At 61.4% G+C, this 24,368-nt stretch carries 29 protein-coding genes; 20 read left to right on the top strand and 9 right to left on the bottom strand.

The window, feature by feature from the left end:
- Window positions 1–100: 100 nt before the first annotated feature.
- Window positions 101–1,045 carry an AraC family transcriptional regulator gene (locus CUJ84_RS05385; protein ID WP_105005488.1) on the top strand — a complete coding sequence of 315 codons (945 nt, stop codon included), beginning with the start codon at window positions 101–103 and terminating at the stop codon, window positions 1,043–1,045.
- Window positions 1,046–1,201: 156 nt separating this feature from the next.
- Window positions 1,202–2,107 carry a S1C family serine protease gene (locus CUJ84_RS05380; RefSeq protein WP_105008094.1) on the top strand — a complete coding sequence of 302 codons (906 nt, stop codon included), beginning with the start codon at window positions 1,202–1,204 and terminating at the stop codon, window positions 2,105–2,107.
- Window positions 2,108–2,176: 69 nt separating this feature from the next.
- On the opposite strand, the gene CUJ84_RS05375 is transcribed toward CUJ84_RS05380, so the two are convergent.
- Window positions 2,177–3,178 carry a LacI family DNA-binding transcriptional regulator gene (locus CUJ84_RS05375; protein ID WP_105005487.1) on the bottom strand — a complete coding sequence of 334 codons (1,002 nt, stop codon included), beginning with the start codon at window positions 3,176–3,178 and terminating at the stop codon, window positions 2,177–2,179.
- A gap of 208 nt (window positions 3,179–3,386) precedes the next feature.
- On the opposite strand from CUJ84_RS05375, the gene CUJ84_RS05370 reads away from it, so the two are divergent.
- The 3 genes from CUJ84_RS05370 to CUJ84_RS05360 are packed head-to-tail and all read left to right on the top strand — an operon-like array spanning window position 3,387 to window position 6,441.
- A complete protein-coding gene (locus CUJ84_RS05370; protein ID WP_047619719.1) occupies window positions 3,387–4,301 on the top strand; it encodes a sugar phosphate isomerase/epimerase family protein in 915 nt (304 codons plus the stop codon).
- Window positions 4,302–4,343: 42 nt separating this feature from the next.
- A complete protein-coding gene (locus CUJ84_RS05365; protein ID WP_105005486.1) occupies window positions 4,344–5,267 on the top strand; it encodes a TIM barrel protein in 924 nt (307 codons plus the stop codon).
- 7 nt (window positions 5,268–5,274) lie between these two features.
- Complete coding sequence (locus CUJ84_RS05360; protein ID WP_199788777.1) at window positions 5,275–6,441, top strand: Gfo/Idh/MocA family protein; 1,167 nt, start codon at window positions 5,275–5,277, stop codon at window positions 6,439–6,441.
- 99 nt (window positions 6,442–6,540) lie between these two features.
- On the opposite strand, the gene CUJ84_RS38235 is transcribed toward CUJ84_RS05360, so the two are convergent.
- From CUJ84_RS38235 to CUJ84_RS05345, 4 genes are all read right to left on the bottom strand, one after another.
- Window positions 6,541–6,711 (bottom strand): hypothetical protein, encoded by a 171-nt coding sequence (locus tag CUJ84_RS38235; RefSeq protein ID WP_165403082.1) that lies wholly within the window; start codon window positions 6,709–6,711, stop codon window positions 6,541–6,543.
- 66 nt (window positions 6,712–6,777) lie between these two features.
- Window positions 6,778–7,170: a hypothetical protein gene (locus tag CUJ84_RS05355; protein ID WP_027685388.1), complete on the bottom strand. Its 393-nt coding sequence runs from the start codon at window positions 7,168–7,170 to the stop codon at window positions 6,778–6,780.
- A 66-nt stretch (window positions 7,171–7,236) separates the two neighbouring features.
- The gene (gene groL / locus CUJ84_RS05350) at window positions 7,237–8,871 is read right to left on the bottom strand and encodes a chaperonin GroEL (RefSeq protein WP_105005484.1); all 1,635 of its coding nucleotides are present in this window, start codon (window positions 8,869–8,871) and stop codon (window positions 7,237–7,239) included.
- A 49-nt stretch (window positions 8,872–8,920) separates the two neighbouring features.
- Window positions 8,921–9,238: a co-chaperone GroES gene (locus CUJ84_RS05345; protein WP_003557889.1), complete on the bottom strand. Its 318-nt coding sequence runs from the start codon at window positions 9,236–9,238 to the stop codon at window positions 8,921–8,923.
- Between the two features lie 512 nt (window positions 9,239–9,750).
- On the opposite strand from CUJ84_RS05345, the gene CUJ84_RS05340 reads away from it, so the two are divergent.
- The 6 genes from CUJ84_RS05340 (at window position 9,751) to CUJ84_RS05315 (ending at window position 12,368) form a co-directional block, all read left to right on the top strand.
- Complete coding sequence (locus CUJ84_RS05340) at window positions 9,751–10,014, top strand: hypothetical protein (RefSeq protein ID WP_105005483.1); 264 nt, start codon at window positions 9,751–9,753, stop codon at window positions 10,012–10,014.
- Window positions 10,011–10,346, top strand: a complete 336-nt coding sequence (locus CUJ84_RS05335; RefSeq protein ID WP_047619713.1) for a hypothetical protein — start codon at window positions 10,011–10,013, stop codon at window positions 10,344–10,346. Before CUJ84_RS05340 ends, CUJ84_RS05335 begins: the two co-directional genes overlap by 4 nt.
- Window positions 10,343–10,660 (top strand): hypothetical protein, encoded by a 318-nt coding sequence (locus CUJ84_RS05330; protein ID WP_105005482.1) that lies wholly within the window; start codon window positions 10,343–10,345, stop codon window positions 10,658–10,660. The genes CUJ84_RS05335 and CUJ84_RS05330 overlap by 4 nt, the downstream gene beginning before the upstream one ends.
- The gene (locus CUJ84_RS05325; protein ID WP_105005481.1) at window positions 10,651–10,926 is read left to right on the top strand and encodes a DUF1488 domain-containing protein; all 276 of its coding nucleotides are present in this window, start codon (window positions 10,651–10,653) and stop codon (window positions 10,924–10,926) included. Before CUJ84_RS05330 ends, CUJ84_RS05325 begins: the two co-directional genes overlap by 10 nt.
- Before the next feature lie 27 nt (window positions 10,927–10,953).
- The gene (locus CUJ84_RS05320; protein WP_105005480.1) at window positions 10,954–11,796 is read left to right on the top strand and encodes a transglutaminase-like domain-containing protein; all 843 of its coding nucleotides are present in this window, start codon (window positions 10,954–10,956) and stop codon (window positions 11,794–11,796) included.
- Between the two features lie 191 nt (window positions 11,797–11,987).
- Window positions 11,988–12,368: a VOC family protein gene (locus tag CUJ84_RS05315; RefSeq protein WP_018446226.1), complete on the top strand. Its 381-nt coding sequence runs from the start codon at window positions 11,988–11,990 to the stop codon at window positions 12,366–12,368.
- A gap of 7 nt (window positions 12,369–12,375) precedes the next feature.
- On the opposite strand, the gene CUJ84_RS05310 is transcribed toward CUJ84_RS05315, so the two are convergent.
- Window positions 12,376–13,338, bottom strand: coding sequence for a LysR family transcriptional regulator (locus CUJ84_RS05310; RefSeq protein WP_105005479.1), 963 nt, complete (start codon window positions 13,336–13,338; stop codon window positions 12,376–12,378).
- A gap of 123 nt (window positions 13,339–13,461) precedes the next feature.
- Between CUJ84_RS05310 and CUJ84_RS05305 the strand changes: the two genes are divergently transcribed.
- The 5 genes from CUJ84_RS05305 (at window position 13,462) to CUJ84_RS05290 (ending at window position 17,781) form a co-directional block, all read left to right on the top strand.
- Window positions 13,462–14,862: an MFS transporter gene (locus tag CUJ84_RS05305; RefSeq protein WP_105005478.1), complete on the top strand. Its 1,401-nt coding sequence runs from the start codon at window positions 13,462–13,464 to the stop codon at window positions 14,860–14,862.
- Window positions 14,863–14,958: 96 nt separating this feature from the next.
- Complete coding sequence (locus CUJ84_RS05300) at window positions 14,959–15,336, top strand: hypothetical protein (protein ID WP_199788776.1); 378 nt, start codon at window positions 14,959–14,961, stop codon at window positions 15,334–15,336.
- Window positions 15,337–15,468: 132 nt separating this feature from the next.
- Window positions 15,469–15,804, top strand: a complete 336-nt coding sequence (locus CUJ84_RS05295) for a hypothetical protein (protein ID WP_105005476.1) — start codon at window positions 15,469–15,471, stop codon at window positions 15,802–15,804.
- 472 nt (window positions 15,805–16,276) lie between these two features.
- Window positions 16,277–16,420, top strand: coding sequence for a hypothetical protein (locus tag CUJ84_RS38230; RefSeq protein ID WP_003557866.1), 144 nt, complete (start codon window positions 16,277–16,279; stop codon window positions 16,418–16,420).
- A 293-nt stretch (window positions 16,421–16,713) separates the two neighbouring features.
- Window positions 16,714–17,781, top strand: a complete 1,068-nt coding sequence (locus CUJ84_RS05290; protein ID WP_199788816.1) for a fatty acid desaturase — start codon at window positions 16,714–16,716, stop codon at window positions 17,779–17,781.
- Between the two features lie 73 nt (window positions 17,782–17,854).
- On the opposite strand, the gene CUJ84_RS05285 is transcribed toward CUJ84_RS05290, so the two are convergent.
- Complete coding sequence (locus tag CUJ84_RS05285; RefSeq protein ID WP_105005474.1) at window positions 17,855–18,769, bottom strand: SDR family oxidoreductase; 915 nt, start codon at window positions 18,767–18,769, stop codon at window positions 17,855–17,857.
- Between the two features lie 106 nt (window positions 18,770–18,875).
- On the opposite strand from CUJ84_RS05285, the gene CUJ84_RS05280 reads away from it, so the two are divergent.
- A complete protein-coding gene (locus tag CUJ84_RS05280; protein WP_105005473.1) occupies window positions 18,876–19,436 on the top strand; it encodes a TetR family transcriptional regulator in 561 nt (186 codons plus the stop codon).
- Window positions 19,437–19,488: 52 nt separating this feature from the next.
- Here CUJ84_RS05280 and CUJ84_RS05275 read toward each other — a convergent pair whose 3' ends face one another.
- Window positions 19,489–19,965 (bottom strand): YcgN family cysteine cluster protein, encoded by a 477-nt coding sequence (locus CUJ84_RS05275; protein ID WP_105005472.1) that lies wholly within the window; start codon window positions 19,963–19,965, stop codon window positions 19,489–19,491.
- Between the two features lie 202 nt (window positions 19,966–20,167).
- Here CUJ84_RS05275 and CUJ84_RS05270 point away from each other — a divergent pair, with 202 nt between their 5' ends.
- From CUJ84_RS05270 to CUJ84_RS05260, 3 genes are all read left to right on the top strand, one after another.
- Window positions 20,168–22,366, top strand: coding sequence for a transglycosylase domain-containing protein (locus tag CUJ84_RS05270; RefSeq protein ID WP_105005471.1), 2,199 nt, complete (start codon window positions 20,168–20,170; stop codon window positions 22,364–22,366).
- Between the two features lie 336 nt (window positions 22,367–22,702).
- The gene (locus CUJ84_RS05265; RefSeq protein WP_105005470.1) at window positions 22,703–23,290 is read left to right on the top strand and encodes a DUF1214 domain-containing protein; all 588 of its coding nucleotides are present in this window, start codon (window positions 22,703–22,705) and stop codon (window positions 23,288–23,290) included.
- Entirely contained in the window at window positions 23,283–23,831 is a 549-nt protein-coding gene (locus CUJ84_RS05260) for a DUF1254 domain-containing protein (protein ID WP_105005469.1), read from the top strand. The genes CUJ84_RS05265 and CUJ84_RS05260 overlap by 8 nt, the downstream gene beginning before the upstream one ends.
- 14 nt (window positions 23,832–23,845) lie before the next feature.
- Here CUJ84_RS05260 and CUJ84_RS38225 read toward each other — a convergent pair whose 3' ends face one another.
- Window positions 23,846–24,013, bottom strand: a complete 168-nt coding sequence (locus tag CUJ84_RS38225) for a hypothetical protein (protein WP_199788775.1) — start codon at window positions 24,011–24,013, stop codon at window positions 23,846–23,848.
- Between the last annotated feature and the right edge of the window lie 355 nt (window positions 24,014–24,368).

Raw genomic sequence — 24,368 nt, 5'->3', positions numbered from 1 at the left:
TTGCCGTCGCTCGGGATGACGGTCGCGAGAATAAGGCGTGGCCTCCAGACGATCCATGCGCTAAAGTCCGGCATCCCTTCGCCATCGTCCGGATTTTTACATGGACCCGTTATCCGATGTTCTCGCATTGCTCAAACCGCGCAGCTATGTTTCCGCGGGGCTTGACGCTGGCGGCGCTTGGGCGATCGATTTTCCGCCCCCTGATGGCATCAAGTTCAACGCGGTGATTTCAGGCGCCTGCTGGCTGAGCGTCGATGGCGTCCCAGAAGCTGTCCGCCTGGAGGAAAGCGACTGCTTTCTGCTGACGAGCCGCCGAGCCTTTCGTCTCGCCAGCGATCCGGCTCTCGAAGCGATCCCGTCCGACGCGATCTATTCCATCGCCCGCGACGGCATTGCGACTTGCAATGGCGGCGGCGATTTCTTCCTGATCGGCAGCCGTTTTTCCTTTTCGGGAGGAAATTCGGACATCCTTCTCGGAATCCTGCCGCCGATCGTCCATGTGAAGAGGGATTCCGATCACGCCGCCGTGCTGCGCTGGTGCCTCGATCGGATGACGCGCGAATTGCGCGACCAGCAGCCGGGTGGCTTTCTGATGGCGGAGCATTTTGCTCATGTCATGCTCATGCAGGTGTTGCGCCTCCATATCGCATCTCCGAATGCGCGCGGCGTCGGCTGGCTTTTCGCGCTTACCGACCGGCGAATCGGTGCGGCTATCGGTGCCCTGCATGCCGATCCAGCCCGCAAGTGGACGTTGCAGTCACTGGCTGAACGTGCCTCGATGTCCCGTTCCAGTTTTGCTCTCCACTTCAAGGAAAAGGTCGGGCTTGCGCCGATGGATTATCTGACGCGCTGGCGCATGCTTCTCGCAGGTGACCGATTGTCAAACTCAGCCGAAGCAATTGCCGGTGTCGCCCTGTCGCTCGGTTATGAATCCGAAAGCGCATTCAGCACCGCTTTCAAGAGAGTGATGGGATGCTCGCCGCGGCAATATGGTCGCGCTCAGCCGCCCGCCGGTGCCATGCGAGATAGTCTCGGCGCTCAGTGATACCTTGATTGGTGCAGGCATCGGAGGGAGGCCGCGCGTTGGCCTGCCGAAATTCCCTCCGATACGGTCTTGCACCTGCCGTCCATTCTCTTACCTATTCAAGGAAGAATGCGCCGGCTTTCGGCCTTTCGCGTCGGCGCCCATCGGGATGAAAGCATGAATATCGATCCGATTTTGCGGTCTGTCGTGGCCGTCCGTTCCTCCATCCCGGAAGATGCCTTCACAGCGGAGACGCTGGGCACCGTTCGGGAAGGCAGCGGCGTGGTTATTCGCGACAATGGGCTGGTGCTGACCATCGGTTATCTCATCACCGAGGCCGAAGAGGTCTGGTTGACAACCCATGACGGGCGCGTGGTTCCCGCGCATGCGCTTGCCTATGATCAGGAAAGCGGCTTCGGCCTGGTGCAGGCGCTTGGGCCACTGAATGCCCCGGCGGTGGATCTCGGCGACGCGGCCACGGCCAAGCCGGGCGATCCAGTCGTGCTTGCCGATGGCATCGGAGAATTCGTCGAGGCAAATATCGTCGCCCGTCAGGAATTTGCCGGCTATTGGGAATATCTGCTGGACGAGGCGATTTTCACAGCACCAGCCCATCCGTCATGGGGCGGTGCGGCGCTGATCGGTTCGGACGGCAAGCTTCTCGGCATCGGTTCGCTTCGCCTGCAGATGAGCGATGGCGACGAGGTTGCCGATATCAACATGGTGGTGCCGATCGACCTTTTGCCGCCGATCCTTGACGATCTCTTGAACCGCGGCCAGGTCAACAAGCCGCCGCGGCCCTGGCTCGGCGCCTTCTCCGCCGAGAGCAATGGCGGCGTGGTGGTCATGAGCGTGGCCGAAGGCGGTCCGGCCGCCCAGGCTGGCCTGCGTCAGGGCGATATCATTTCGGAGATCCGCGACGAAGAGGTCGATGGCCTGGCCGATTTCTACCGCAAGCTCTGGAGCAGCGGCCCAGCCGGCGCCGAAATCCCCATGCGGATCCTCAGGAACGGCCGGGAAGCCTGGCTGCGCATCAAATCCGCCGACCGCAACAGCTTTCTCAGAAAGCCGCAGTTGCAGTAAGGCCGCGCCAGCATCGTGAAAGCCGCTGGCGCTCATTCGAGCGGATTGTCCGGGCACCCTTATCCCGCCTCAAAGATTTTCGGGTGTGATTGTCAGGAAGCGCACCGGCTCGGCGCTGACCTCCACCTCAATGAGACCGAGCCTGTTCAGGGCAAGGTCTATCGAACGTCTTGCCTGCACCTCCGGCGCCTGGTCGAGCACGATCGACATGATGCCACGACTGAGATAGTCCTGCGTCTGCTCCGTCAATTCGTGACCGACCCAGAACGGCCGCCTAGCCTTGTTTGCCTCGAGCACCCTGGCAACACCCTTGTTGTCGCCGCCTGCACTATAGACCCCGATGATGCCGGGCTCCCGCCGGAGTGCCGCTTGCAGCAACTCCATGGCATTGTGCTCGTCATCGAGGTCGAACATGACCTCGATGAAACGATGGTCGTTTGAACCCTTCTCCGAGAGATAGCTGGAGAAGCCGCGGATCCGCTCCTTATGGTTCTCATAGGCGCCGCTGTGGCAGAGAGCGACGAACGAACCGGGGCGCTGCGCCAGCATGCCCGACATGTAGTGAGCTGCGGTGCGTCCGGCGGCATAGTTGTCGATGCCGACATAGGGGAGCTCCGGGGCCGGACGGGTCATGATCTGAACGACGGGAATGCCGAGACCGGCGGCCTTGCGCACACTGGTGACGACATCGGCATGGTCGGGCGCAACCACGATCAGCGCCGACCGGCGCGCCGTCGGATTGGCGATGTAGCGGGCGAATTGCGCCGGCTCGTTCTCGCGGACGAAGGTGCGGTGAACGGTGATGCTGTCGCCGAGCGAGGCGGCGATGCGCTCGAACGCCCGGTTCAGACGCGAATAGAAGCTGGTCTCCGGTCTAACAAGGATCACCTCTATCCGGATCAGGCCGCGATGGGCGACCGGCAGGCTTTGCCGGTATTCAAGCCGTCTTGCCGCCAGGAAGACTTTCTCCACCGTCTCCGGCCGCACGCCGCCGCGGCCGTTAAGGACGCGCTCGACGGTCGCGGTGCCAACGCCGGCTTGCCTCGCGACATCCTTCAAAGTCACCTTCATCAGGGCTCACTCACTCCCAAAGCTGAGACAGCAGAGCATCGACACGCTGTGAGGTCAATGATCAAATTTGATCAAGGAAGCATTGGAGCGTGCAGGCCCCGCAGCAGTATCGTGCCAGCAATCCGGGAGGAGCACCGGACGGTCCAAAACGAACGAGATCAAGGATCATCCGCCGGCACGAAGCGGCCGGGGATGACGGAGGAGCCAGATGAAGATCGCACTCGACCCGCATATGCACCGTCACCTCAACCTGCGCGACCTCTGCCGCAAGGCGGCGGAGCTCGGCTATGAGCATATCGAGCTTTCACCGCGCGACGATTTTCTGCCCTGGTGGGTGCGCCCGCGGGCACACAAGGAACGCATCGCGGAATTCAAGGCGGCCCTGAAGGATCACGGCGTCCAGCTCGCCTCGATCCTGCCGATGTATCGCTGGGCGAGCCCGCATGAGGACGAGCGGCAGGCCGCGGTGCGCTACTGGAAGGAAGCAATCGCGATCGCCGCCGAAATGGGCTGCGATACGATGAACTCGGAATTCGGCCGCGGGCCGTCGCCGGATCGCAGCCACCGCGCCAGCTGCTGCGGCGGCATGCATACCCACGAGCACAGCGAGGCTGCCTGGTGGCGCTCGATAGAAGAGCTCGTTCCGGTGTTCGAGCGCGAGGGCGTCACGCTCAACATGGAACCGCATCCGGAAGACTGGTGCGAAACGCTGCATCCTGCGATCGACATGCTGAAGACCATCGGCTCGAAGAACGTCAAATTCCTCTACTGCGCGCCGCATACCTTCTATTTCGGCGACGATATGGCGCGGATGATCCGCGATGCCGGCCCGCTGATTGCCCATGTGCATGTGGCCGATACCTATAATCACAAGGCGTCATCGGGGCTGCGCTACATCATCAATCCGCCGGGCGCGAAGGTCACCATCCATCAGCACATGGATATGTACCAGGGCGAGATCAATTGGGATGTCTTCTTCTCCTCGCTCGCCGCGGTCGGGTTCGACGGCATCATCACCGCCTGCGTCTTCGGCTGGGAGGAGCGCGCCGACGATTCCGGCCGCTTCATGCGCTCTGAAATCCAGAAATATGTCGACAAATACTGGCCCGGGAAACTTGGCTGATCGTCAATATCCGCCCCGGCACCCACTATCAGGAATGAAACCGTGACCATCACGATTACGACAGCCCCCTGCTGCTGGGGCGTGGACGACGTCAACAATCCAAACCTTCCCGCCTGGGAACGCGTCTTCGACGAGGCGGCAGCAGCCGGCTATGGCGGCCTCGAACTCGGGCCGTACGGCTACGTGCCGCTCGATGATGCGCTCGTCGCAAAGGCGCTCACCGAGCGCAATCTCTTCATCGTCGCCGGCACGATCTTCGACGATCTCGTCTCTCCTGAAAATCGGGAGACATTGCTGCGGCAGACGGACGAAATCTGCGCCGTCATCACCAGGCTGCCGCAGCCGGAACAGGTGGCAGGCCAGCGGTTCAGGACACCCTATCTCACGGTCATGGACTGGGGGCACGACGAACGGGACTATGCCGCCGGCCATTCCGATCGTGCGCCGCGTCTCGACGACAAGGCTTGGGCCGGGATGATCGCCAATATCACGGCGATTGCCGAACTCGCTCAGCGCAAATACGGCGTGCGCGCCGTCATCCACCCGCATGCGGGTGGCTATATCGAATTTGCTGATGAGATCGAGCGGGTGGCAGGTGACATTCCGCAGGAGGTCGCCGGCTTCTGCCTCGACACCGGCCATAGCTATTATGCCGGCATGGATCCCGTGGAGATGCTTCGCCGCTATGCCGACAGGCTCGACTACGTCCACTTCAAGGACATCGACCAGACCGTCTTCGACCGTGTGCTTGGCGAGAAGATCCGCTTCTTCGATGCCTGCGGACAGGGCGTCATGTGCCCGATCGGCCGCGGCGTCATCGATTATCCCGCCGTCAAACGAGCTCTCGAGGAGATCGGCTATCACGGCTTCATCACCGTCGAACAGGAGCGTGATCCGAGGAATGTCGCCGGCAGCCTCGAAGATGTGAAGCAAAGCCGCGATTACCTCCGGTCGGTTGGTTTTTAGGGAAAAGATGATGACGAATAACAGGCAAAAGCCGATCCGTTGGGGCATGGTCGGCGGCGGCAAAGGCAGCCAGATCGGCTATATTCATCGCTCGGCAGCGCATCGCGACGACGTCTTTGCCCTTGCGGCGGGTGCCTTCGATGTCGATCCCGAACGCGGCCGCGCCTTCGGCCTCGATCTCGGGCTCGACGAAGCCAGGAGCTACCGGGACTATGCGACGATGTTTGCGACTGAGGCCGGGCGGGCCGACGGCATCGAAGCCGTGTCGATCGCAACACCCAACAACACCCATTTTGCGATCTGCAAGGCAGCACTCGAACATGATCTGCATGTGATCTGCGAAAAGCCGCTCTGCTTCACGACCGCCGAGGCTGAGGAGTTGAAGACGCTGTCCCAGGCGCGCGGCCGGATCGTCGGCGTGACCTATGGCTATGCCGGCCATCAGATGATCGAGCAGGCGCGCGCCATGGTCAGGAATGGCGATCTCGGCGAGATCCGCATCGTCAACCTGCAATTCGCCCATGGCTTCCATAGCGCTGCGGTGGAGGAGCAGAACCCCTCGACGCGCTGGCGCGTCGATCCGAAATTCGCGGGCCCCAGCTATGTGCTCGGCGATGTCGGGACCCACCCGCTTTATATCGCCAAGGTCATCCTGCCGCACCTGACGATCAGGCGTCTGCTCTGCACCCGCCAGAGCTTCGTCAAAAGCCGCGCGCCGCTCGAGGACAATGCGGTGACCCTGATGGAATATGACAATGGCGCGGTCGCCACCATTTGGTCGAGCGCCGTCAACGCCGGCTCCATGCACGGTCAGAAGATCCGCATCGTCGGCTCGAAGGCCAGCATCGAGTGGTGGGACGAGCGGCCGAACCAGCTGTCTTACGAGATCCAGGGCGAACCTGCCCGCATTCTCGAGCGCGGCATGGACTATCTCTATCCCGAGGCCAGGATCGACGACCGGATCGGCGGCGGTCACCCGGAAGGTCTCTTCGAAGCCTGGGCGAACCTCTATCGCCGCTTCGGCTTTGCCATCAACAGAGAGCGCGGCCTCGCTCCTGCGGGGATCGAAGAGCTGGTCTTTCCCGATGTCGATGCCGGACTGGAAGGAGTGCGCTGGGTAGAAAACTGCGTGCGGTCCGCCGATGCCGGCGGGGTCTGGCTGGATTATCGCTAGGTCTTCAAGAGCCCCGGTGCGGCCCTTTCCTCAAATCGCACCCTATGCCGGCTTCGCACTTGTTGCGCTGCAGGCATGTTCTAGGACATCAGTCCACACTCAGATAAGCGGGTCGTCATCTTCCGTTGCCTGCGGCGGGCGGCGACGCGTGCTGTCGTTGGCGGCTTTCTTATGCTCGTCGGCAGCTGCTTCTCGGATTTTCTGGAAGCGGTTGTCGCCGGCATCGTCTGCGGGTGGCTGCGGGTCGCTCTTTTTCACAAAACGGATCATTGGTCATTTCCTGCTTTGAGAGTGGAAGCGCTCCGCACACATATCGGAGCGCTCTAGAAAATGCTGTCAGACGGCAAGCGCGGTGGCGCAGGCCTGGACACTTCGGCTGTCGGGTGAGGTCTGCCCAGGCATGGTCGCCCAACCGCCGGCCTCGACGAACTGACGCTGCTTGTAGCCTTCGGTAATCGCCTTGAACTCGATCAGTTTAGCGCTCGCATCCGGCGCCGCATTGAACCGCTCGACGCAAATGGCAGACGCCAGCTCTCCGCGGGCAACGTCGCCGGCGGCGACTGCCGCTTTGGTTGACGTGCCGCCTGTTACCCAACCTCCCCAGCTGAAGCCGATAATCATCGTGGCGATCGCCGTGACGACGCAAGCCCAGACGAGAAGCGTCTTGGATGGCTGGTAACTGTCGAAACGCTGGGTGATCGATGTCTTGCTGCTGCTCTGCACGGACATTGGAATTCTCCCTGTCTATTGTTCGGGTTGCGCCGTCCGGCGACGCCGGAACGGTTCAAGCTGTTCTCAGTATCCCATATCGCCCATGCCGCCATTTCCGGCTGCAGGGGCGGAGTCTCTTGCGGGAATGTCGGCGATCATCACCTCGGCGGTGATCAGAAGCGCCGCAATCGAACCGGCGTCCTGCAGAGCGGTGCGCACGACCTTGGCGGGATCGACGATGCCGGCCTCGATCATATCGACATAGGTCTCCGTCTGTGCGTCGAAGCCCTGATTGTGATTATTGCTGCCCACGAGTTTTCCGACGACGATGGAGCCCTCGAACCCGGCATTGTCGGCGATCTGCCGGATCGGGGCTTCGAGCGCCCTGAGCACGATCGAGATGCCCGCCGTCACGTCGGCGTTCTCCCCCGTCAGTCCCGTAAGCGCCGACTTGGCGCGCAACAATGCCACGCCGCCGCCGGGCACGATGCCTTCTTCGACCGCCGCACGGGTGGCGTTCAGCGCGTCGTCGATGCGGTCCTTCTTTTCCTTGACTTCCGTCTCGGTGGCGCCGCCGACGCGGATGACTGCGACGCCGCCGGCGAGTTTCGCCAGGCGTTCCTGCAGCTTTTCCTTATCGTAATCGGAGGTGGTCTCCTCGATCTGCGCCTTGATCTGCTGGATACGCGCCTGGATGGCCGCTTTGTCGCCGGCGCCGTCGATGATCGTGGTGGATTCCTTGTCGATCAGCACGCGCTTGGCGTGGCCGAGCATATCGAGCGTGACGTTGTCGAGCTTGATGCCGAGATCCTCGGAAATCATCTGGCCTGATGTAAGCACGGCAATGTCTTCCAGCATGGCCTTGCGGCGATCACCGAAACCTGGCGCCTTGACGGCTGCGACCTTCAGGCCGCCGCGCAGCTTGTTGACGACAAGCGTCGCCAGCGCCTCGCCTTCGACGTCCTCGGAGATGAGGAGCAGCGGCTTGCCGGTCTGTACGACGGCTTCCAGGATCGGCAGCATCGCCTGCAGGCTGCCGAGTTTCTTCTCGTGAACGAGGATATAGGGATCCTCCAGTTCCACGCGCATCTTCTCGGCATTGGTGACGAAATAGGGGGAGAGATAGCCGCGGTCGAACTGCATACCCTCGACAACGTCGAGTTCGGTCTCGGCGGTTCGCGCCTCTTCGACTGTTATGACGCCCTCATTGCCGACCTTGTCCATCGCCTTGGCGATCATCTCGCCGATGGCGGCGTCGCCATTGGCGGCAATGGTGCCGACCTGGGCGATCTCGCCTGATGACTTGACCTTCATCGCCCGCGCCTTGATTTCCTTGACGACGGCGATAACGGCGAGATCGATGCCGCGCCGGAGATCCATCGGGTTCATGCCGGCAGCGACGAGCTTTGCGCCTTCGCGAAAAATGGAGGCGGCGAGCACGGTTGCCGTCGTCGTGCCGTCGCCGGCAAGATCATTGGTCTTCGAAGCCACCTCGCGCACCATTTGCGCGCCCATGTTCTCGAACTTGTCCGCGAGTTCGATCTCCTTGGCGACGCTAACGCCGTCCTTGGTGATGCGCGGCGCGCCATAGGCCTTATCGATGACAACGTTGCGCCCCTTCGGGCCAAGCGTCACCTTGACGGCGTTGTTGAGCAATTCGACGCCGCGCAGCAGGCGGTCGCGCGCGTCGGTGGAGAACCTGATTTCCTTGGCAGACATGATATTTCTTCCCAGTTCGGTCTTGAGATGCTGGTCACAAATTCGACGCTCAGGCGGCTTTGTCAGCAGCCGCTTCGGTCTTTTCGACGATGCCCATGATGTCGGTCTCCTTCATGATCAGAAGGGTTTCGCCATCGATCGTGACCTCTGTCCCCGACCATTTTCCAAACAGAATGAGATCACCGACCTCGACATCAAGCGGGACCAGATTGCCGCTTTTGTCGCGCAGGCCCGGGCCGACTGCGACCACTTCGCCTTGCTGCGGCTTCTCCTTGGCGGTGTCTGGAATGATGATCCCGCCCTTGGATTTGACATCGCCTTCCGCACGTCGAATGACGACGCGGTCGTGAAGTGAACGGAATTTCATAGAGGTCTTTCTGCTGCCGGCGCGTATGGCGGCTGCAACTCATAAATAGCACTCGTGGCACTCGATTGATAGGAGTGCCAAGAAATATTATTCGCGGAGGAAGTTTTTTTAGATATTCAGGAAATCAATCCGACCGGATATTTTGTAATAATCAGGAAATAAATAGAATTTTTTACGCCATTGCGCTCCATTTTATTTTCGTAAACGAAGAGTTAATTTGGCGTTTTTCATAGATAAATCAGAATTTATCTTGATTTAAGCTCAATCGAGGCGCAATGATAGGTCTCGTCGATTTAGCCGACTTGGCTTCGCGGTGTCAGAGACCTACGACCCGCCATCACCACTGAATTCTCGACAGCGATCCATGACGTCGTTCCGGCGTTGAGTTCGCCTGTTCCGATCCGGAATGAGCTTGGCGCTGACCGCGGATGTACCGGCAGCCTCGAGTTCGTCCGGTTCGGATCTCAACGATACAGGAAACGCATCGGTGTATTCCTGCGGAGGCCTCAGCCGTGACAAGTCGCACCACACAAACAGTCGTCCGCTTTTCATCCCCATTCCGCCTGCCCGGTTTCGACGGGGCGCAGCCAGCAGGAGAATACCGTGTCGATTATGACGAGGAATTGATCGAAAGCGTTTCCAGACTGGCCTGGCGACGGGTCGGCGCCTTCATCCACCTACCGGCGATCGCCGCGCAGAGTTCGACGCAGCAGATGATGCCTATCCACCTGTCAGATCTCGAAACCGTGCTCGAAAAGGACCACAAACCGTCATGACCGCTACGCGCATCCCGCAACGCAATGGACGCTCAGTCCGGCGCGAGGCAGCAACACATATCTTCAAAGTGGGGCAGACTGTCCGGGTGAAGGATGGGTTCCTGGTCGTTCCTTCCAAGCTTCCCGACACATACCGCATTACCGCCACACTGCCTCTGAGAGGAAATGTGCTGCAATACCGCATCCGCAGTGACGATGAACGCCATGAGCGGGTCGCGACGGAAGATAGCCTGGAACTGGTAAACCTATCGCCCGCCGGCAGCGGCGCAACACTGATCGAGAGGACGTTTGGCCAAGGCCGCGGCCCGAATGACGAAAGGTTGACATCGTGAACAGCCACGGAGACGAAGCCGAACGAAGACGGAATGCCTTTGCCGTCCACACATGGGAAGCGCCCGGTCGCTACTCCATGGAGATCGAACACGACCGCCGGATCGAAGCCGCCCGTTCGTGGACCGTCTATCGTGTTTCTGCAAGCCTTCCCGTGCACGCCGACCATGCCATGATCGGTAAGAGCCGTTCGGAGGCCGGGAAAGACATGATGTCCTTCAATCTCCTGAACTTAGGATACCGGAAGGAATGGCTGAGGCTGTCGGGCGCCACTCGGAGCGCTCGCAAGAGCCCGCCGGTCCAACCATGGCGCTAGCTTTTCTAAACCAAAGCCGTAGCTTCGATGCGGCGAGAAATGCTGTGCGCTTCGTCGGCCATGACGGCATGTTCCAGGTGTTGTTCTTCATCGAGGTTGGCGCGCTGGCGAAATCCGACGCCGCATTGCAAAGAACCGAGCCTTCGGAAACGAAATGGCTTTTGTCTTTCGACGCCCTGCGCAACTCCATTCAGGACGTGGCGCACAAAGCCTATTCCTACCGCCGCCGCGCCTTCTATACTCTAACTGCGGCGGACTTCCGCTAGACGGATCCGGACGCGCGAGAACGCTCCATGTTGATCCGTTATGGCTATGAAATCACGCTGACCTGCCCACAGCCGACCGCATTGGTATGTCTGTTGTCGGTGCATGAGGATCGTGCGGCCGATATCAGAATTCCGGAAACGGTATTCACCACGCCCGATGTTCCCACTTCGACTTATCGCGACCTCTTCGGCAACCGCTGTCTTCGGCTGGTTGCACCAGCGGGCGATCTGACCATATGGGGCGATGCGACGATCGAAGACGACGGCAAACCGGACAGGTCGCTGCCAGGCGCCAGGGAACTCCCGGTTTCAGAGTTGCCGGATGATTGCCTCGTCTACCTGATGGGCAGCCGCTATTGCGAGACGGATCGTCTCAGCCAGATTGCCTGGGATATGTTCGGCACCGTCTCACCCGGCTGGGGCCGCGTTCAGGCGATCTGCGACTTCGTTCACGGCCATATCCAATTCGACTACATGCAGGCGCGATCGACGCGGACAGCCTTCGAGGCGTTCCACGAACGCGTCGGCGTCTGTCGCGACTTTGCGCATCTCGCGGTGGCGTTATGCCGTTGCCTCAACATTCCTGCCCGATATATCAATGGCCATCTCGGCGACATCGGTATTCCCGTCGTCGATCCGATGGACTTCAGCGCCTGGATCGAGGTCTTCCTTGACGGTGCATGGCATGCATTCGATCCGCGCAACAACACGCCGCGGATCGGTCGTATCATCGTCGCACGCGGGCGCGACGCCGCCGACATACCGCTCATCAATTCCTTCGGACCGCATGTGCTGAAGGCGTTTCGAGTCTGGACCTATGAGGTGACGAACCTGCAGCAGATGCAAAGTGTCGCTGAGGGCGCTGTTTAGAACGAGATCTGGGCGGATGCGGCAATGCCCGGCCTCAGCTTTGCCACAGGCGACTGCAGTCGCAGGACTGCCTGTCCCACACATTTTTGCACGACATGCTTTAGAACAGCGGTTGAAAGATGTTGGCGTCGAGCCATCTTGGGTGTGGGCAATCCTTCGGGGTTAGCGGAAGAGAGGGAGTTGGCAGTCCAATGTTCGATCACATTTCCATCGGCGTAAAAGACCTCGAAAGAGCCCGCCGTTTCTACGATGCGGCGCTGGCGCCGCTCGGATATGAGCGTCTGTCCAATTCCGACAACATGATCGGCTACGGCCCGGAAGGGGTCGGCCTTTGGGTAATGCAGGTCGAACAGCCTGTTGTTGCCGACATGCGATCCGGACTGCATTTCTGCTTCGTCGCGCCGAACGAGGCCGCGGTCGATGCCTTTCACGCGGCGGCCGTTGCATCCGGCGGCACGGATAATGGTGAACCGGGTATCCGGCCGGATTACGGGCGCTTCTATTACGCCGCCTTCATCATCGACCCGGACGGCTATCGCCTCGAAGCTTATTTCCACAAAGGCGAGTTGTAACGGACCGTCAGGCAGCGGCTCTCGGAATGGATACGCAGCAACCGGAAGCTTCAAGCGCTTTATTGGCTACATCGATGAACAGGCGACGGAACCAGCGCGCCCGGCCGTCCGCCTGGTCGACTCGGCGATAAAGCATCGTCACGGGATCGGCCGGCAGCGAAAGCGGCGGCTCGCAAAGCATCAACCCATGTAACTGCGCCATGCAGCGACCGATCGATTCCGGCACGATGGCAATGGCGGGCATCGCCTTCAGCACCATCGGCAGAGCGGAAAAGCGCGGCACGGTCGCCACCACCTGTCTCACATCGCCGGTGCGGTTCAGCGCCATGTCGATACCGGTCGAGGTGTTGCCTTCGAACGAGACGGTGACATGCGCGACATTGGCGAAATCCTTGAGGCTCAACGGCGCCTTCAGCCCGAGCTGAGCCTCATCGTAGATGCAGATCGAGACTTGGTCGAACAGCGGCGCGCGAATGTGCCAGGAGGCGGGCTCGTCGTGCATCGCGACGCTGAAATCGAAGACGCCTTCATCCAGCCGGCGTGCGGCATCGCGCTTTTCGGAAGCGATGCCGATCAGCCGGGCGCCGGGTGAAAGCTGGAGAAGACGGGCGGCAAGCGGGCCGAAGAAGGCCGATTCAAGATTGTCACACATGCCGATGCGGAACTCGCCCTGCCAGCTTGCCGGGTCGAATTCGGCCTGCGGGCGGATGGCACGCTCGATGCCCGACAGGGCATCCTCGATCGCCGGGGCGATGGAAAGGGCGCGCGGCGTTGGCTGCAGGCCGCGGCCGACACGCACGAACAACTCGTCGTCCAGCGCTTCGCGCAGGCGCCGCAAAGCAGCCGACAGGCCCGGCTGGCCGAGCAGCAGGCGCTCGGCGGCGCGACTGACATTGCGCTCCTGCATCAGCACCGAAAAGGCCAGCAGGAGATTGAGGTCGATCTTGCGAAGCGTGGCATCATTCATCATCGTCAGTAATACCTGGCATGGCTACTATCAATTTGCAATAGGAAAGGAAGCTGTACATTTTCTCGTTCCCTGCCGCCCGGCAACCTCCCCCGATGAGGCGGCAGCAAAGAAGGAACGATTTCGATGACTCTTTCCAAATCGCGAAGCGGGGCGGGGCTGGCATTGCTGCTGCTCTGCACCGCCAATTTCCTCGACGCCATGGACGTCTCCACCATCGGCGTTGCCTTGCCTGCCATCCAGGCCGAACTCGGCATGGAGGCGACATCGCTGCAATGGGCCGTCAGCGCCTATGTGCTCGGTTATGGCGGCTTCCTACTGCTCGGCGGCCGCGTCGCCGACGTCTTCGGCCATCGCCGCGTCTTCCTCTGGTCGCTGGCGATCTTTGCCGGCGCCAGCATCGCCGGCGGCTTCGTCGATAGCGGGCCGACGCTGATCGCCGCCCGTTTGATCAAGGGCATTGCGGCCGCCTTCACCGCGCCTGCAGCCCTTGCGCTGCTGCTCTCCGTCTTCGGCGAGGGAAGCGCACGGGCAAAGGCGCTTGGGGTCTTCGCCTCGACCGGCGCCACCGGCTTCGTGCTCGGCATGGTGCTCGGCGGTGCCGCGACGATCTTCAGCTGGCGGGCGACGCTTGTCATGGGCGCGCCCGTCGCCATCCTGACGCTCTTTCTGGCACCGCTGGCGCTGCCGGCCGACCCCAAAAGGACGGGACCGCGGCCGAGCTTCGACTGGGCCGGCGCGCTGACGATCACGCCAGGGCTGCTGCTCTTCGTCTTCGGCATCACCAATGCCGCAGCCGCCGGCTGGCAGGCCTTCCCGACCTGGGGTTCGCTGCTGGCATCGCTGGTGCTGATACTGCTCTTCCTCGTGGTCGAAGCGCGGCATGCCGACCCGATGGTACCGCTCGGCATGTTCCGCCGGGCCAAGCTCCGGCATGCCAATGCGATCGCCGCCCTCTTCCAGGGCGCCTATGTCGGCTTCCAGTTCCTGGCGACGCTCTATTATCAGAACGTCATCGGCTGGTCGGCCTTCACGACCGGCTTCTGCTTTGCGCTCGGCGGCGTCTTCGTGATGTTCCTGGCGCCACGTTTTGCGACGCTCGCGCAAAATCGCGGCGCCACCGGGCTGATGACGGCGGGTGTCGGCCTGCAGGCGTTCAGCTATATCTTCTGGGTGACCGCACTCGGACATGTCGACCCGATCCTGCTCGTGCTGTTTTCGCAGATCCCGCTCGGCCTCGGCTATGCCATGACCTACCCCTCGGTGCAGGTCGCGGCTCTTTCCGACGTGGAGGACGACAAGTCAGGGCTCGCCTCCGGACTGCTTTTCGCCTCCTTCCAGATCGGTGGTGGCATCGTGCTGGCGGCCGCCTCGGCAGTCTTCGGCGCCGCACCGCATTTCGGCTGGGACCCCTATGTCGCCGGCATCGCCTTCGTGGCGCTGCTTGCGGTGGCGATCACCCTGCTTGCAGCCGCCGGTCCGCGGACATCGGCCGCCCGGAGGCCCATCTATCAGGCGGCGGAATGACCGTCTTCGGCCCGCACCCTGACCGGTGCGGGCTGCTCATGAACCGCAGCGATATCTGCTGCAAGAATCCCGTTGCGTTGCCTGGGTGAAAGGCGCATGGTCGCAACTTCGGCAGCCAGTGTACGGGCGCTGCCGACTGAGGGTTTTTATACCCTTGCCCCGATGAAAGGAGGACCGATGTCTTCCACTTTCGAAAAGCCGCATCTGACTTCGTCCGATCTCGACATGCTGCAGGGCGTGCTCGACGACGCCGGCTACGACGCCAAAATCCTGATCGGCAACGAACGTGTCTTCAACGTCGCGGCCATACTGTTGATCAGGCTGTTCGAAGAGGGCGTCACCTCGCCGGCCATGCTCTCACAAGCGCTCGAACACCATTTCGGCAAGCTGAAGACGCCGCCGAAACCGGTAACCCCCGTCTTTAACCGATATGCGATACAGGGATTGCCCCGCGAAAGACGCGCTGTCGGCTAGAGCAGTTCCAGCAAAAGTGCGCAGCGGTTTTGCCTCCGGATAGCGCAAAAACAATAAGATAGAGCATTTCCGTCACTCGGAGAAACCAGGAAATCCTCCGGCAAGCGAGCCTCCCGGCTCCGAAGGATTATCGTGCGAAAAACCCTCTTGCTCTGTATCTGCGTCGCAACGGCCGGTTATTTCGGATGGGTGCAATTCGGGGCTTACCAACAACGGCAACAGGCTAGGGATCTTGCAGACATCGACAAGGAGCGCCGGGTGGCGCTCCTGGAAATCGATGGCTGCCAGGCGAAAGTGGATCTGCTTTTGTCGATGACAGACCGCCTGCTCAAGGCCGGCGGTATGCTGGTACCGCTCGATATCGGACGGGACATAGAACTCTGTTTGGCCCGCGGCATCATGTCGACATCAGGCCTGGCGGAGATGGAAAGAACGAAGCTGATCCGCCTGTTTCCCGTGAATGACTAAGGTGGTCGCAATCTTTCAGGCTCGCTCCTCGCGCTTCAGGTCTTTGTTTTTGCCGTTGTCGCAAAACCGCTGCATAATTTTGCGCGGCATGTGTTATGCCCTGTGGAAATATGGCTTTCCTGCGGCGACGGCCTTAATGGCACCTCAATTTTACTCTATAACAAGGGCTCGCTGATTTGGCCGATGCGGCATTTGCGGTGACCGGATTTCCGGCCCCCGCCATTTTCCCGATCGCGAAAGCATGGTGACGTCCCGTCTCAACGTCGGGTTTGGCTTTCGGTGACCTCTCCGGTCATCCGCCTCCAGACAGCGATGCGGTTTCAGCAGGCATCATTTTCATTCCATCCCTGCGGCCCGGTGTTGTCGGGTTGCCCCTCATGACGATCCCGCGATCTCCGATCGCGACCGACAAACGGGGCGAATACCACGCAGGCTGCGGCTTTCAATTTCGATCTAAAGGGAGATTTTATCCATGGCAAAAGGACAGGTAAGAAGCAATCGCGAGGTCCGGAAGCCGAAGAAGGACAAGCAGGAAGCGAAGGTGGAAAGCACATTCGCCAACCAGATGAAGACGGCGACCAAAACCGCGCCGCAGGGCAGTGCTCCAAAGAAATAGAACCTCTTATCGAGTCGCCGCTCTCGCCCTCGCTGCGCATAACAGCGCAAGTGATAGCGTGTCCTGTCGGCGCGCCGGCGTGACATCATCACCCATTGACATGTTCTCGAAAAAGGAATTGCTGCAACCATGCCCACTCTTCATACAATGTACCACTTCGACTATCCGCTCTTCCTCATTCGCTCGGCCGTGGTGATTGCACTCGGCCTTTCGGCCATCGCGGCCTTTCACGGCGTCACTCTGTGATCGAATCTGCGCGCCGCAGCGAGTGCGAGGAAACCCAAGTGGCCCCTTTGGGCGAGTCTGACGAAAACCCGGAGAACGAAACCCCTGAGCGATCCCGGGCGAATGCGGAGCTTTTCGCTGAAAAACGCTGGTTGAAGATCCTTGCCGGATATCGCCAGCCACGAGCCGGACGCAGCGCTTTCGAGCTTGTCGTCACCGTCATCCCTTTCGCGCTGTTCTGGGCTGCCGCCTGGGCAGCGGTTCATTACAGCTTCTGGCCCGGCTTGATCCTCGTCCTTCCCGCCGCCGCCTTCCTGCTCCGGCTGTTCATGATCCAGCATGATTGCGGCCACGGCTCGTTTTTCGCCCATCGCCGCGTCGACGACTGGGTTGGACGCACGATCGGCATCCTGACGCTGACCCCCTACGACTATTGGCGCCGGGCGCATGCGGAACACCACGCCTCGGCTGGAAACCTGGACGAACGCGGCGTTGGCGACATCGAAACGCTGACTATCGCCGAATACAACGCGCTGTCGCGCTGGGGCCGGCTTGGCTACCGGCTCTACCGGCACCCGATCGTGATGTTCGGGATCGGACCGGCATGGCTGTTCCTCTTCAAGCAGCGCCTGCCTTTCGGCATGATGCGCTCCGGCGCCCTGCCCTGGGTTTCGACCATGGCGACCAATCTTGCCATCGCACTGGTCGCCGCGCTGCTGATCTGGGCGGTCGGGATCGTCCCGTTTTTACTGGTGCATCTGCCGACCGTTCTTCTGGCAGGTGCTGCCGGCGTCTGGTTGTTCTATGTGCAGCATCAATTCGAGGAGACCCATTGGTCGAAGAAGCCGGACTGGCAGTTCCAGCATGCGGCCCTCCATGGTGCCTCGCATTACGACCTGCCGCCAGTGCTGCGCTGGATCACCGGCAATATCGGCATCCACCACGTGCATCATCTGTCGAGCCGGGTGCCCTACTACCGGCTGCCGGAGGTGCTGCGAGACCATCCTGAGCTTGCCGATATGGGCCGCATCACGCTCATGGAAAGCCTTCGTTGCGTCAAGCTGGTGCTGTGGGACGAGCAGACGAAGCGACTGGTCTCGTTTCGCGATGCAGCGCGCCTCGCCGCCGCCCGGTAACGGGCTCGAGAGCGGTTCGGACGACATGCTCCAATTCAGATTTTAGGCCGATCCGGCCTAAAATCATGCTCCTCTAGCGATAACCCGTTACGTCAGCCGGTTTGCCAGGCTCCTGCACTTCCACCATGTAGCGCCAGCAATCCGGCCGCGAACCGTCGATATCATCGAAGCCATAGGTCTTGGCGATCGCGCCGCTCGATAGCGATTGTCCGTTCCAGCGGGCGCGGTCGGGATCGGCAGCGATAGCGGCAACGGCGCGGCCGACGAAATACGGGGTTTCGGAAATAGCGAAATGCGGCTGTATCTTCGTCGCCTCGCGCCAGTTCTCCTCGCTGACGCCGTAAGCATCCAGCATCATTTCGGAGCGCAGCCAACCGGGTGTGATCGAAACGGCGGTGGCGCCGTGTTTCGCCAAATCTTGCGCATGCGCCCAGGCCATCCGGGTGACACCCGTTTTGACGAGGTCGTAAAAGGGCGACAGCCGATAATGGGTGGCATTGTATTCGGCCGTGCCGTCGGTCATCTCCACCAGCAGCCCGCCGGGCCGCTCGATCATCAGCGGCAAGGCGTAGTGGGCGGTAATCAGATGCGTCTCGATGCCGAGCCGCAGCATGCGCAGGCCCTTGTCCAGCGAATGCTCCCAGACGGCCTTGTCCCATTCGAACAGTTTCTCGCCGCCCCAGATGTCGTTGACGAGAATATCGAGCCGGCCGGCTTCGCCGCGGATGCGGGCGACCAGCGCCTCGACCTGTTCCTCGACGAGATGGTCCACTTGCGCGGCAATGCCCCTGCCGCCGGCTGATGTCACCAACTCGGCCGTCTCCTCGATCGTCTCCGGTCTCATATATTCGGATTGCTGAGCGCGCGTCGTGCGCCCCGTCACGTAAACGGTGGCGCCGGCGGCGCCGAGTTCCACCGCGATGCCTCGGCCGGCGCCGCGCGTGGCACCTGCCACCAAGGCCACTTTCTCCCTCAAGTTCGCTGTCACTTCTCCATCCTCCACGCTAGAACGGAGTGCGCCCAGTTCAGCCGGCGCACCCCTTGTATATAAACGAATGATCGTTTACATTCGAGATGAATGCAAGAGGAATTTCATGCCGCGTCGCCGCACAGTTTCCGATGAACAGCTTCTCGCCATGGTGCTGGCGCTGATCCACGCCGAGGGGCCGGAAGCGGCGACTTTTGCGGCGGTGGCGAAAGCGAGCGGCCTTTCCGGCTCGACGCTGGTGCAGCGTTTCGCAACGAAGGCGGCGATGCTACGCGCTGCGCTGCTTTACGCCTGGGACAGGCTCGATGCGGAAACGGCACGGCTTGCCGAGACCGTGCCGAAAACCCCGGAGGGCGCCATCGCGCTGCTCGTCGGCCTGTCGCAGGACTACGGGGACGATGCCGCCGCCTATGGCGAAGGACTGCTGGTGCTTCGCGAGGATTTCCGCGATCCGGTATTGCGCGCCCGCGGTGCTGCCTGGGGAATAGTGCTGACGGCGGCGATCGCGCAATGCTTCGGATCGACGAAGGCACCGGAGACGATCGCCCGGCTGATGCTGTCGCAATGGCAGGGTTCGCTGCTCTGGTGGGGTTTTGGCGCCGAAGGGCCGGTGGATACCTATGTAGAGACGGAGCTTCGGCGCTTCCTCGCGGCAATAAAGTCCTGAGCCCGCCTAGAGCATGATGCCGTAGGCCGACCCGGCCTAAAATCATCCTGTTCTAGGCTTCCTCTTCGTCCTTTTCCTCACCCACGGTCAGCGGCCAGTCGACGACATAGTCCTCGAGATCGTCGAGATCGATCTCATTTTCGTTGATCGCGCGACCTCGCGCGGAAATGCCGGCGGCATGGACAGTCTCCGGGTCACCGGAGACGAGCGGGTGCCACCAGTAGAGATCGCGGCCTTCATTGACCAGCCGGTAGCCACAGGTGGGCGGCAGCCAGGCGATATCGGGCACGTTCTCCTTGGTCAGTTGCACGCAGTCCGGCACGAAATCCCAGCGGTTCTCATAGCTGGAGCAGCGACAGCTTTCGCCGTCGAGCAGCTTGCAGCTGACCGAGGTGAAATAGATATCGCCGCTATCCCATTCCTCGATCTTGTTGAGACAACAGAGGCCGCAGCCGTCGCAGAGGCTTTCCCACTCGGTGACGGTCATTTCGGCCAGCGTCTTGCTCTTCCAGAAGGGCAGATCGTTCATCGTCGTTTCATGCAACAGCGGCCGCAAATTCGCGTGACCCTTATGCATCTCTCTTGTTATCGGCCGCAAAATCAATCAATCCTTCAGTATACTCCTGGTACTCGGAGAATTCTCTCCTGGTATCGGAGAGATTTGCGGCCATATGCGGGCCTCGCGCTTTCGTCGGAGATGACCGAAGCGCGATCAGGCGGGAATACAGGACGTGCAGGATCCGGACAACCCAGGAAATGGGCCAGAAAACGGGCCAGAAAACAGGCCCGGAAAAGCGGCGAATGAGGCGGCGGAAAAGCGGCCGGCGAAGAGCCGTCACATTCTGCTGCGCATCGATTCCTGGATCGATTCGACCGTCTGGAACGCCGGCTTCCGCGCCGCCGAGATCTGGGAAGACATCACCATCTTCTTCCGCCACTTCCGCGTGCGCGGCTGGAAACGCATGGTCTTCGAACTTGCCGGCGAAGGGCTGACGCTCGGGGCGGCCGGCTCGGTGCTGATGCTGCTGCTGGCCCAGCCCGCCTTCGAGGCGACCAAGGAGGACTGGCGCAACCGCGGCGATTTCGCCGTCACCTTCACCGACCGCTACGGCAACGTCATCGGCCATCGCGGCGTCATCCACCAGAATTCCGTGCCGATCGACGAGCTGCCGGATTCGCTGATCAAATCGGTGATCGCCACCGAGGACCGGCGCTTCTTCGACCATTTCGGCATCGATTTCATCGGCCTCTTCCGCGCCATGAGCGAGAATGCACGCGCCGGCGAAGTCGTCCAAGGCGGCTCGACGCTGACCCAGCAGCTCGCCAAGAACCTGTTCCTGTCCAATGAACGCTCGATCGACCGCAAGGTCACCGAGGCGTTCCTGGCATTGTGGCTCGAGGCGAATCTTTCCAAGAAGGAAATCCTCTCCACCTATCTCGACCGCGCCTATATGGGCGGCGGCACCTTCGGCGCAGCGGCAGCGGCACAGTTTTATTTCGGCAAGAACATCACCGATGTGAACCTTGCCGAATCCGCCATGCTTGCCGGCCTGTTCAAGGCGCCGGCCAAATATGCGCCGCATGTCAACCTGCCGGCGGCGCGTGCCCGCGCCAACGAAGTGCTGACCAATCTGGTCCAAAGCGGGTTGATGACCGAGGGCCAGGTCATCGCCGCCAGGCGCAATCCGGCCACCGTCGTCGACCGCAACGAGGTGGAATCGCCCGATTTCTTCCTCGACTGGGCTTTCGACGAGGTGCAGCGGCTTTCACCGCGTTTCCACCAGCATTCACTGATCGTGCGCACGACGATCGACATGGGCATCCAGCAGGCGGCCGAGGATTCGGTCGAGACGTCATTGCGCGAATATGGCGAGGCCTATCACGCCAAGCAGGGCGCGATGGTGATGATCGAGAACGGTGGTGCGGTGCGCGCCATGGTCGGCGGCCGGGATTATGGCGAGAGCCAGTTCAACCGCGCCACCAGGGCGCTACGCCAGCCGGGCTCCTCCTTCAAGGTCTACACTTATTCGGTGGCGATGGAGAGCGGGATGACGCCGCAGACGACGATCGTCGACGCGCCGATCTCCTGGGGCAATTGGAGCCCGCATAATTATGCGAACCGCTATGCCGGCCGCATCACGCTCGAGACCGCGATCGCCCAGTCGATCAACACCGTGCCGGTGCGGCTCGCCAAGGAAAAGCTCGGCATTCAGCCGATCCGGGCAATGGCGAAGAACCTCGGCGTCGAAACGCCGATCCGCGACGACGTCACCATCCCGATCGGCACCTCCGAGGTGACGGTGCTCGACCAGGCGACGGCCTACGCCACCTTCCCGGCCGGCGGCTACCAGTCGCGTCGCCACGGCATCACCCAGATCCTCGATTACGATGGTGACGTGCTCTACGATTTCGACCGCGACGAGCCGGCGCCGAAACGCGTGCTCTCCGAAAAGGCCGATGCCTATATGAACCAGATGTTATCGCGCGTTCCCTATGTGGGCACGGCGCGCAAGGCAGCCCTCGACAACGGCATCGTGACAGCCGGCAAGACCGGTACGACCCAGGCCTATCGCGACGCCTGGTTCGTCGGCTTCACCGGCAATTACACCTGCGCCGTCTGGTTCGGCAATGACGACTATACCTCGACCAACGAGATGACCGGCGGCTCGCTGCCGGCGATGACCTTCAAGCGCGCCATGGACTACGCCCATCAAGGTGTCACGCTGCGGGCCATCCCCGGCATCGAAAACCCCCTGCCCTCGGAAAAGGATCTCGCCAAGACCGCCGCCGCCAAGCCGCAGGACGGATTGCCGCAGCTTATCCGGCCGCGCATGCTCTCGGTTCAATCGACTGACATCCTCAAGAAGCTCGGCGAGAAGCTGAAGGATGCCGCCCCGCTCGCGCCGGCGAAGGTGGCGAGCGCGGAGTAGCGCCCAGGGGATTGCCGGACTGCCCCTCATCCGGCTGCCGCCACCAGCCGGGGTCGAGCCACAGGTCTCGACCCGTCCTTCGGACCCCCGTAAACGGGGCGAAGGGACCATGTTGCCACCTCTCCGTTCCCCGCACACCTCTCGTAGGGCACGTCCCCTCGCCCCGTTTACGGGGAGAGGGTTAGGGTGAGGGGCAGCCATTCGCGCAAACCGGACAGCCCCGTTGCCGCACTTTGCATAACGTGGATCAATCAGCGCTCATGTCACTGCCCGGCATTCCACCCTGCCAGAATCAGTGGTAACCCTTTCATCCGATATGGTTTCCAAGGTCTTGACGTGTTTCGATTCCCCCTCTTTATCGCGATCACGCTGATCGTCGCCTTCGGCGGCGGGATCATGATTTCGCTTTATGCGCTGGATGCGACACAGGGTTTCGGGGCGATCAAGCTCGGCGCCTGGGAGGCCTTTCCGGCATTGCAGACGGTCGAGGCCGATCCCTATGCCAAGTCGCACCGGGCGCGCGCCGGCAAGCTGCTCTATGGCAGCGCCGAGGGGCTGACCTTCACGGCGAGCGTCGACGACGACGGTGCGCGGCTGAATGCCGGCTGCCGCTACCGCATCAGCGGGCAGACACCGCCTGCCCGGCTCTGGACCCTGTTTACCGCCGACAATGGCGGCAATCCGGCAGCGGTGACGACCGGGCATCCCGCAGCGCTCAATTCCTGGACGGTGCTGCGCCAGCAAGACAGCAGTTTCTCGATCGAGATCTCCGCCGCGGCGCAGCCGGGCAACTGGCTGGCCTTGCCACAGGCGGGCACTTTCCGGCTGGTGCTGACACTGTTCGACACACCGACCGCCGGCAGTTCCGGCGTGATCGACCTCGCCATGCCGAAACTCACCAAGACCGGATGCGGCAATGCTTAGGATATTCTTCGCCGTCCTGACCGGTCTTTTCGGCGCAGCCCTGCTGCATCTCATCATCATCCTGTCGCTGCCGCATTTCACCGGCAAGGATGCGGCAACCCGCGTGGAGGCAGAGGGCGACCTCAATAATTTCTACCTGCTCGGCAACCAGTATGACGAAGCCGGGCTTGCCAATGGCGACCCCTTCGTGCGCACCGCCGTCTGCTCCTTCGATGTCGAGGATGCGCCGGTGCATTTCACCGCCAAGGGCAATGTGCCCTTCTGGTCGATCGCCATCTACGACAGCGCCTCCAACGAGGTGTTCAGCATGAACGACAGGACGTCGGTCGGCGGTGCGCTCGATGTGCTGGCCGGCAGTCCGATCCAGCTGACCGACCTGCGCAAAAACCTGCCGCAGGAGCTGCAGCAGGCGATCCTGGTGGAAATGGCACGGCCGGATGGTTATGCCGTGCTGCGGACGCTGGCGCCGCAGGCGAGCTTCGATGAGGCCGCGCGCAACTTCCTGACGGAAGCCGGCTGCGAGCAATTCACCGCTCGCTGAGGTTGAACAAGCGGTTACTTCTTATTGACGCGCGGCGCGGGCGCCGGACGATGTTTCGGGCTCTCGGCCAACCGCTCGTAGCGGACGCCGGTGAACCAGAGGATCTTGGCTTCGCGGGGCTCTTTGTCCAGGCGACGCGGCGCCCGCGGCCGCCGATCCGCCAATGCAACTACTATTGCCATTCTCGTCTCCATGCACTGCCCGAGACGGATGAACTTGCGATGGATTTCACCCTGCCCGCCAATGTGCGGGCCGGCGCGTCCTGCAGTGCCGGAATGACCGGACCGAGGGCATTCGCGCCTTTCCCACGGCACTTGATTGAAATACCGTGACGCGGAGTTTCAACGATCCAACTACTCAAATCGCGTCGTTCCTATCCGAATTGAGCCACATGACAGTTAACAGTTTACTAATGTTCGGCGGATGCCAAACACAGTTCACTTGACTTCTCCTTTAACGCTCGAAGAGTTGATTTGGTTTCACCGCGCCCGCGCAATGGCCCGGCCTGGCATCGGCGCATAAAATTAGAAACAATTC

This window comes from Rhizobium leguminosarum, from assembly GCF_002953715.1.
GTDB lineage: Bacteria > Pseudomonadota > Alphaproteobacteria > Rhizobiales > Rhizobiaceae > Rhizobium > Rhizobium leguminosarum_V.
Note: the sequence above shows the minus strand (reverse complement) of the source record. Positions and strands in the feature narration are given on the sequence as shown.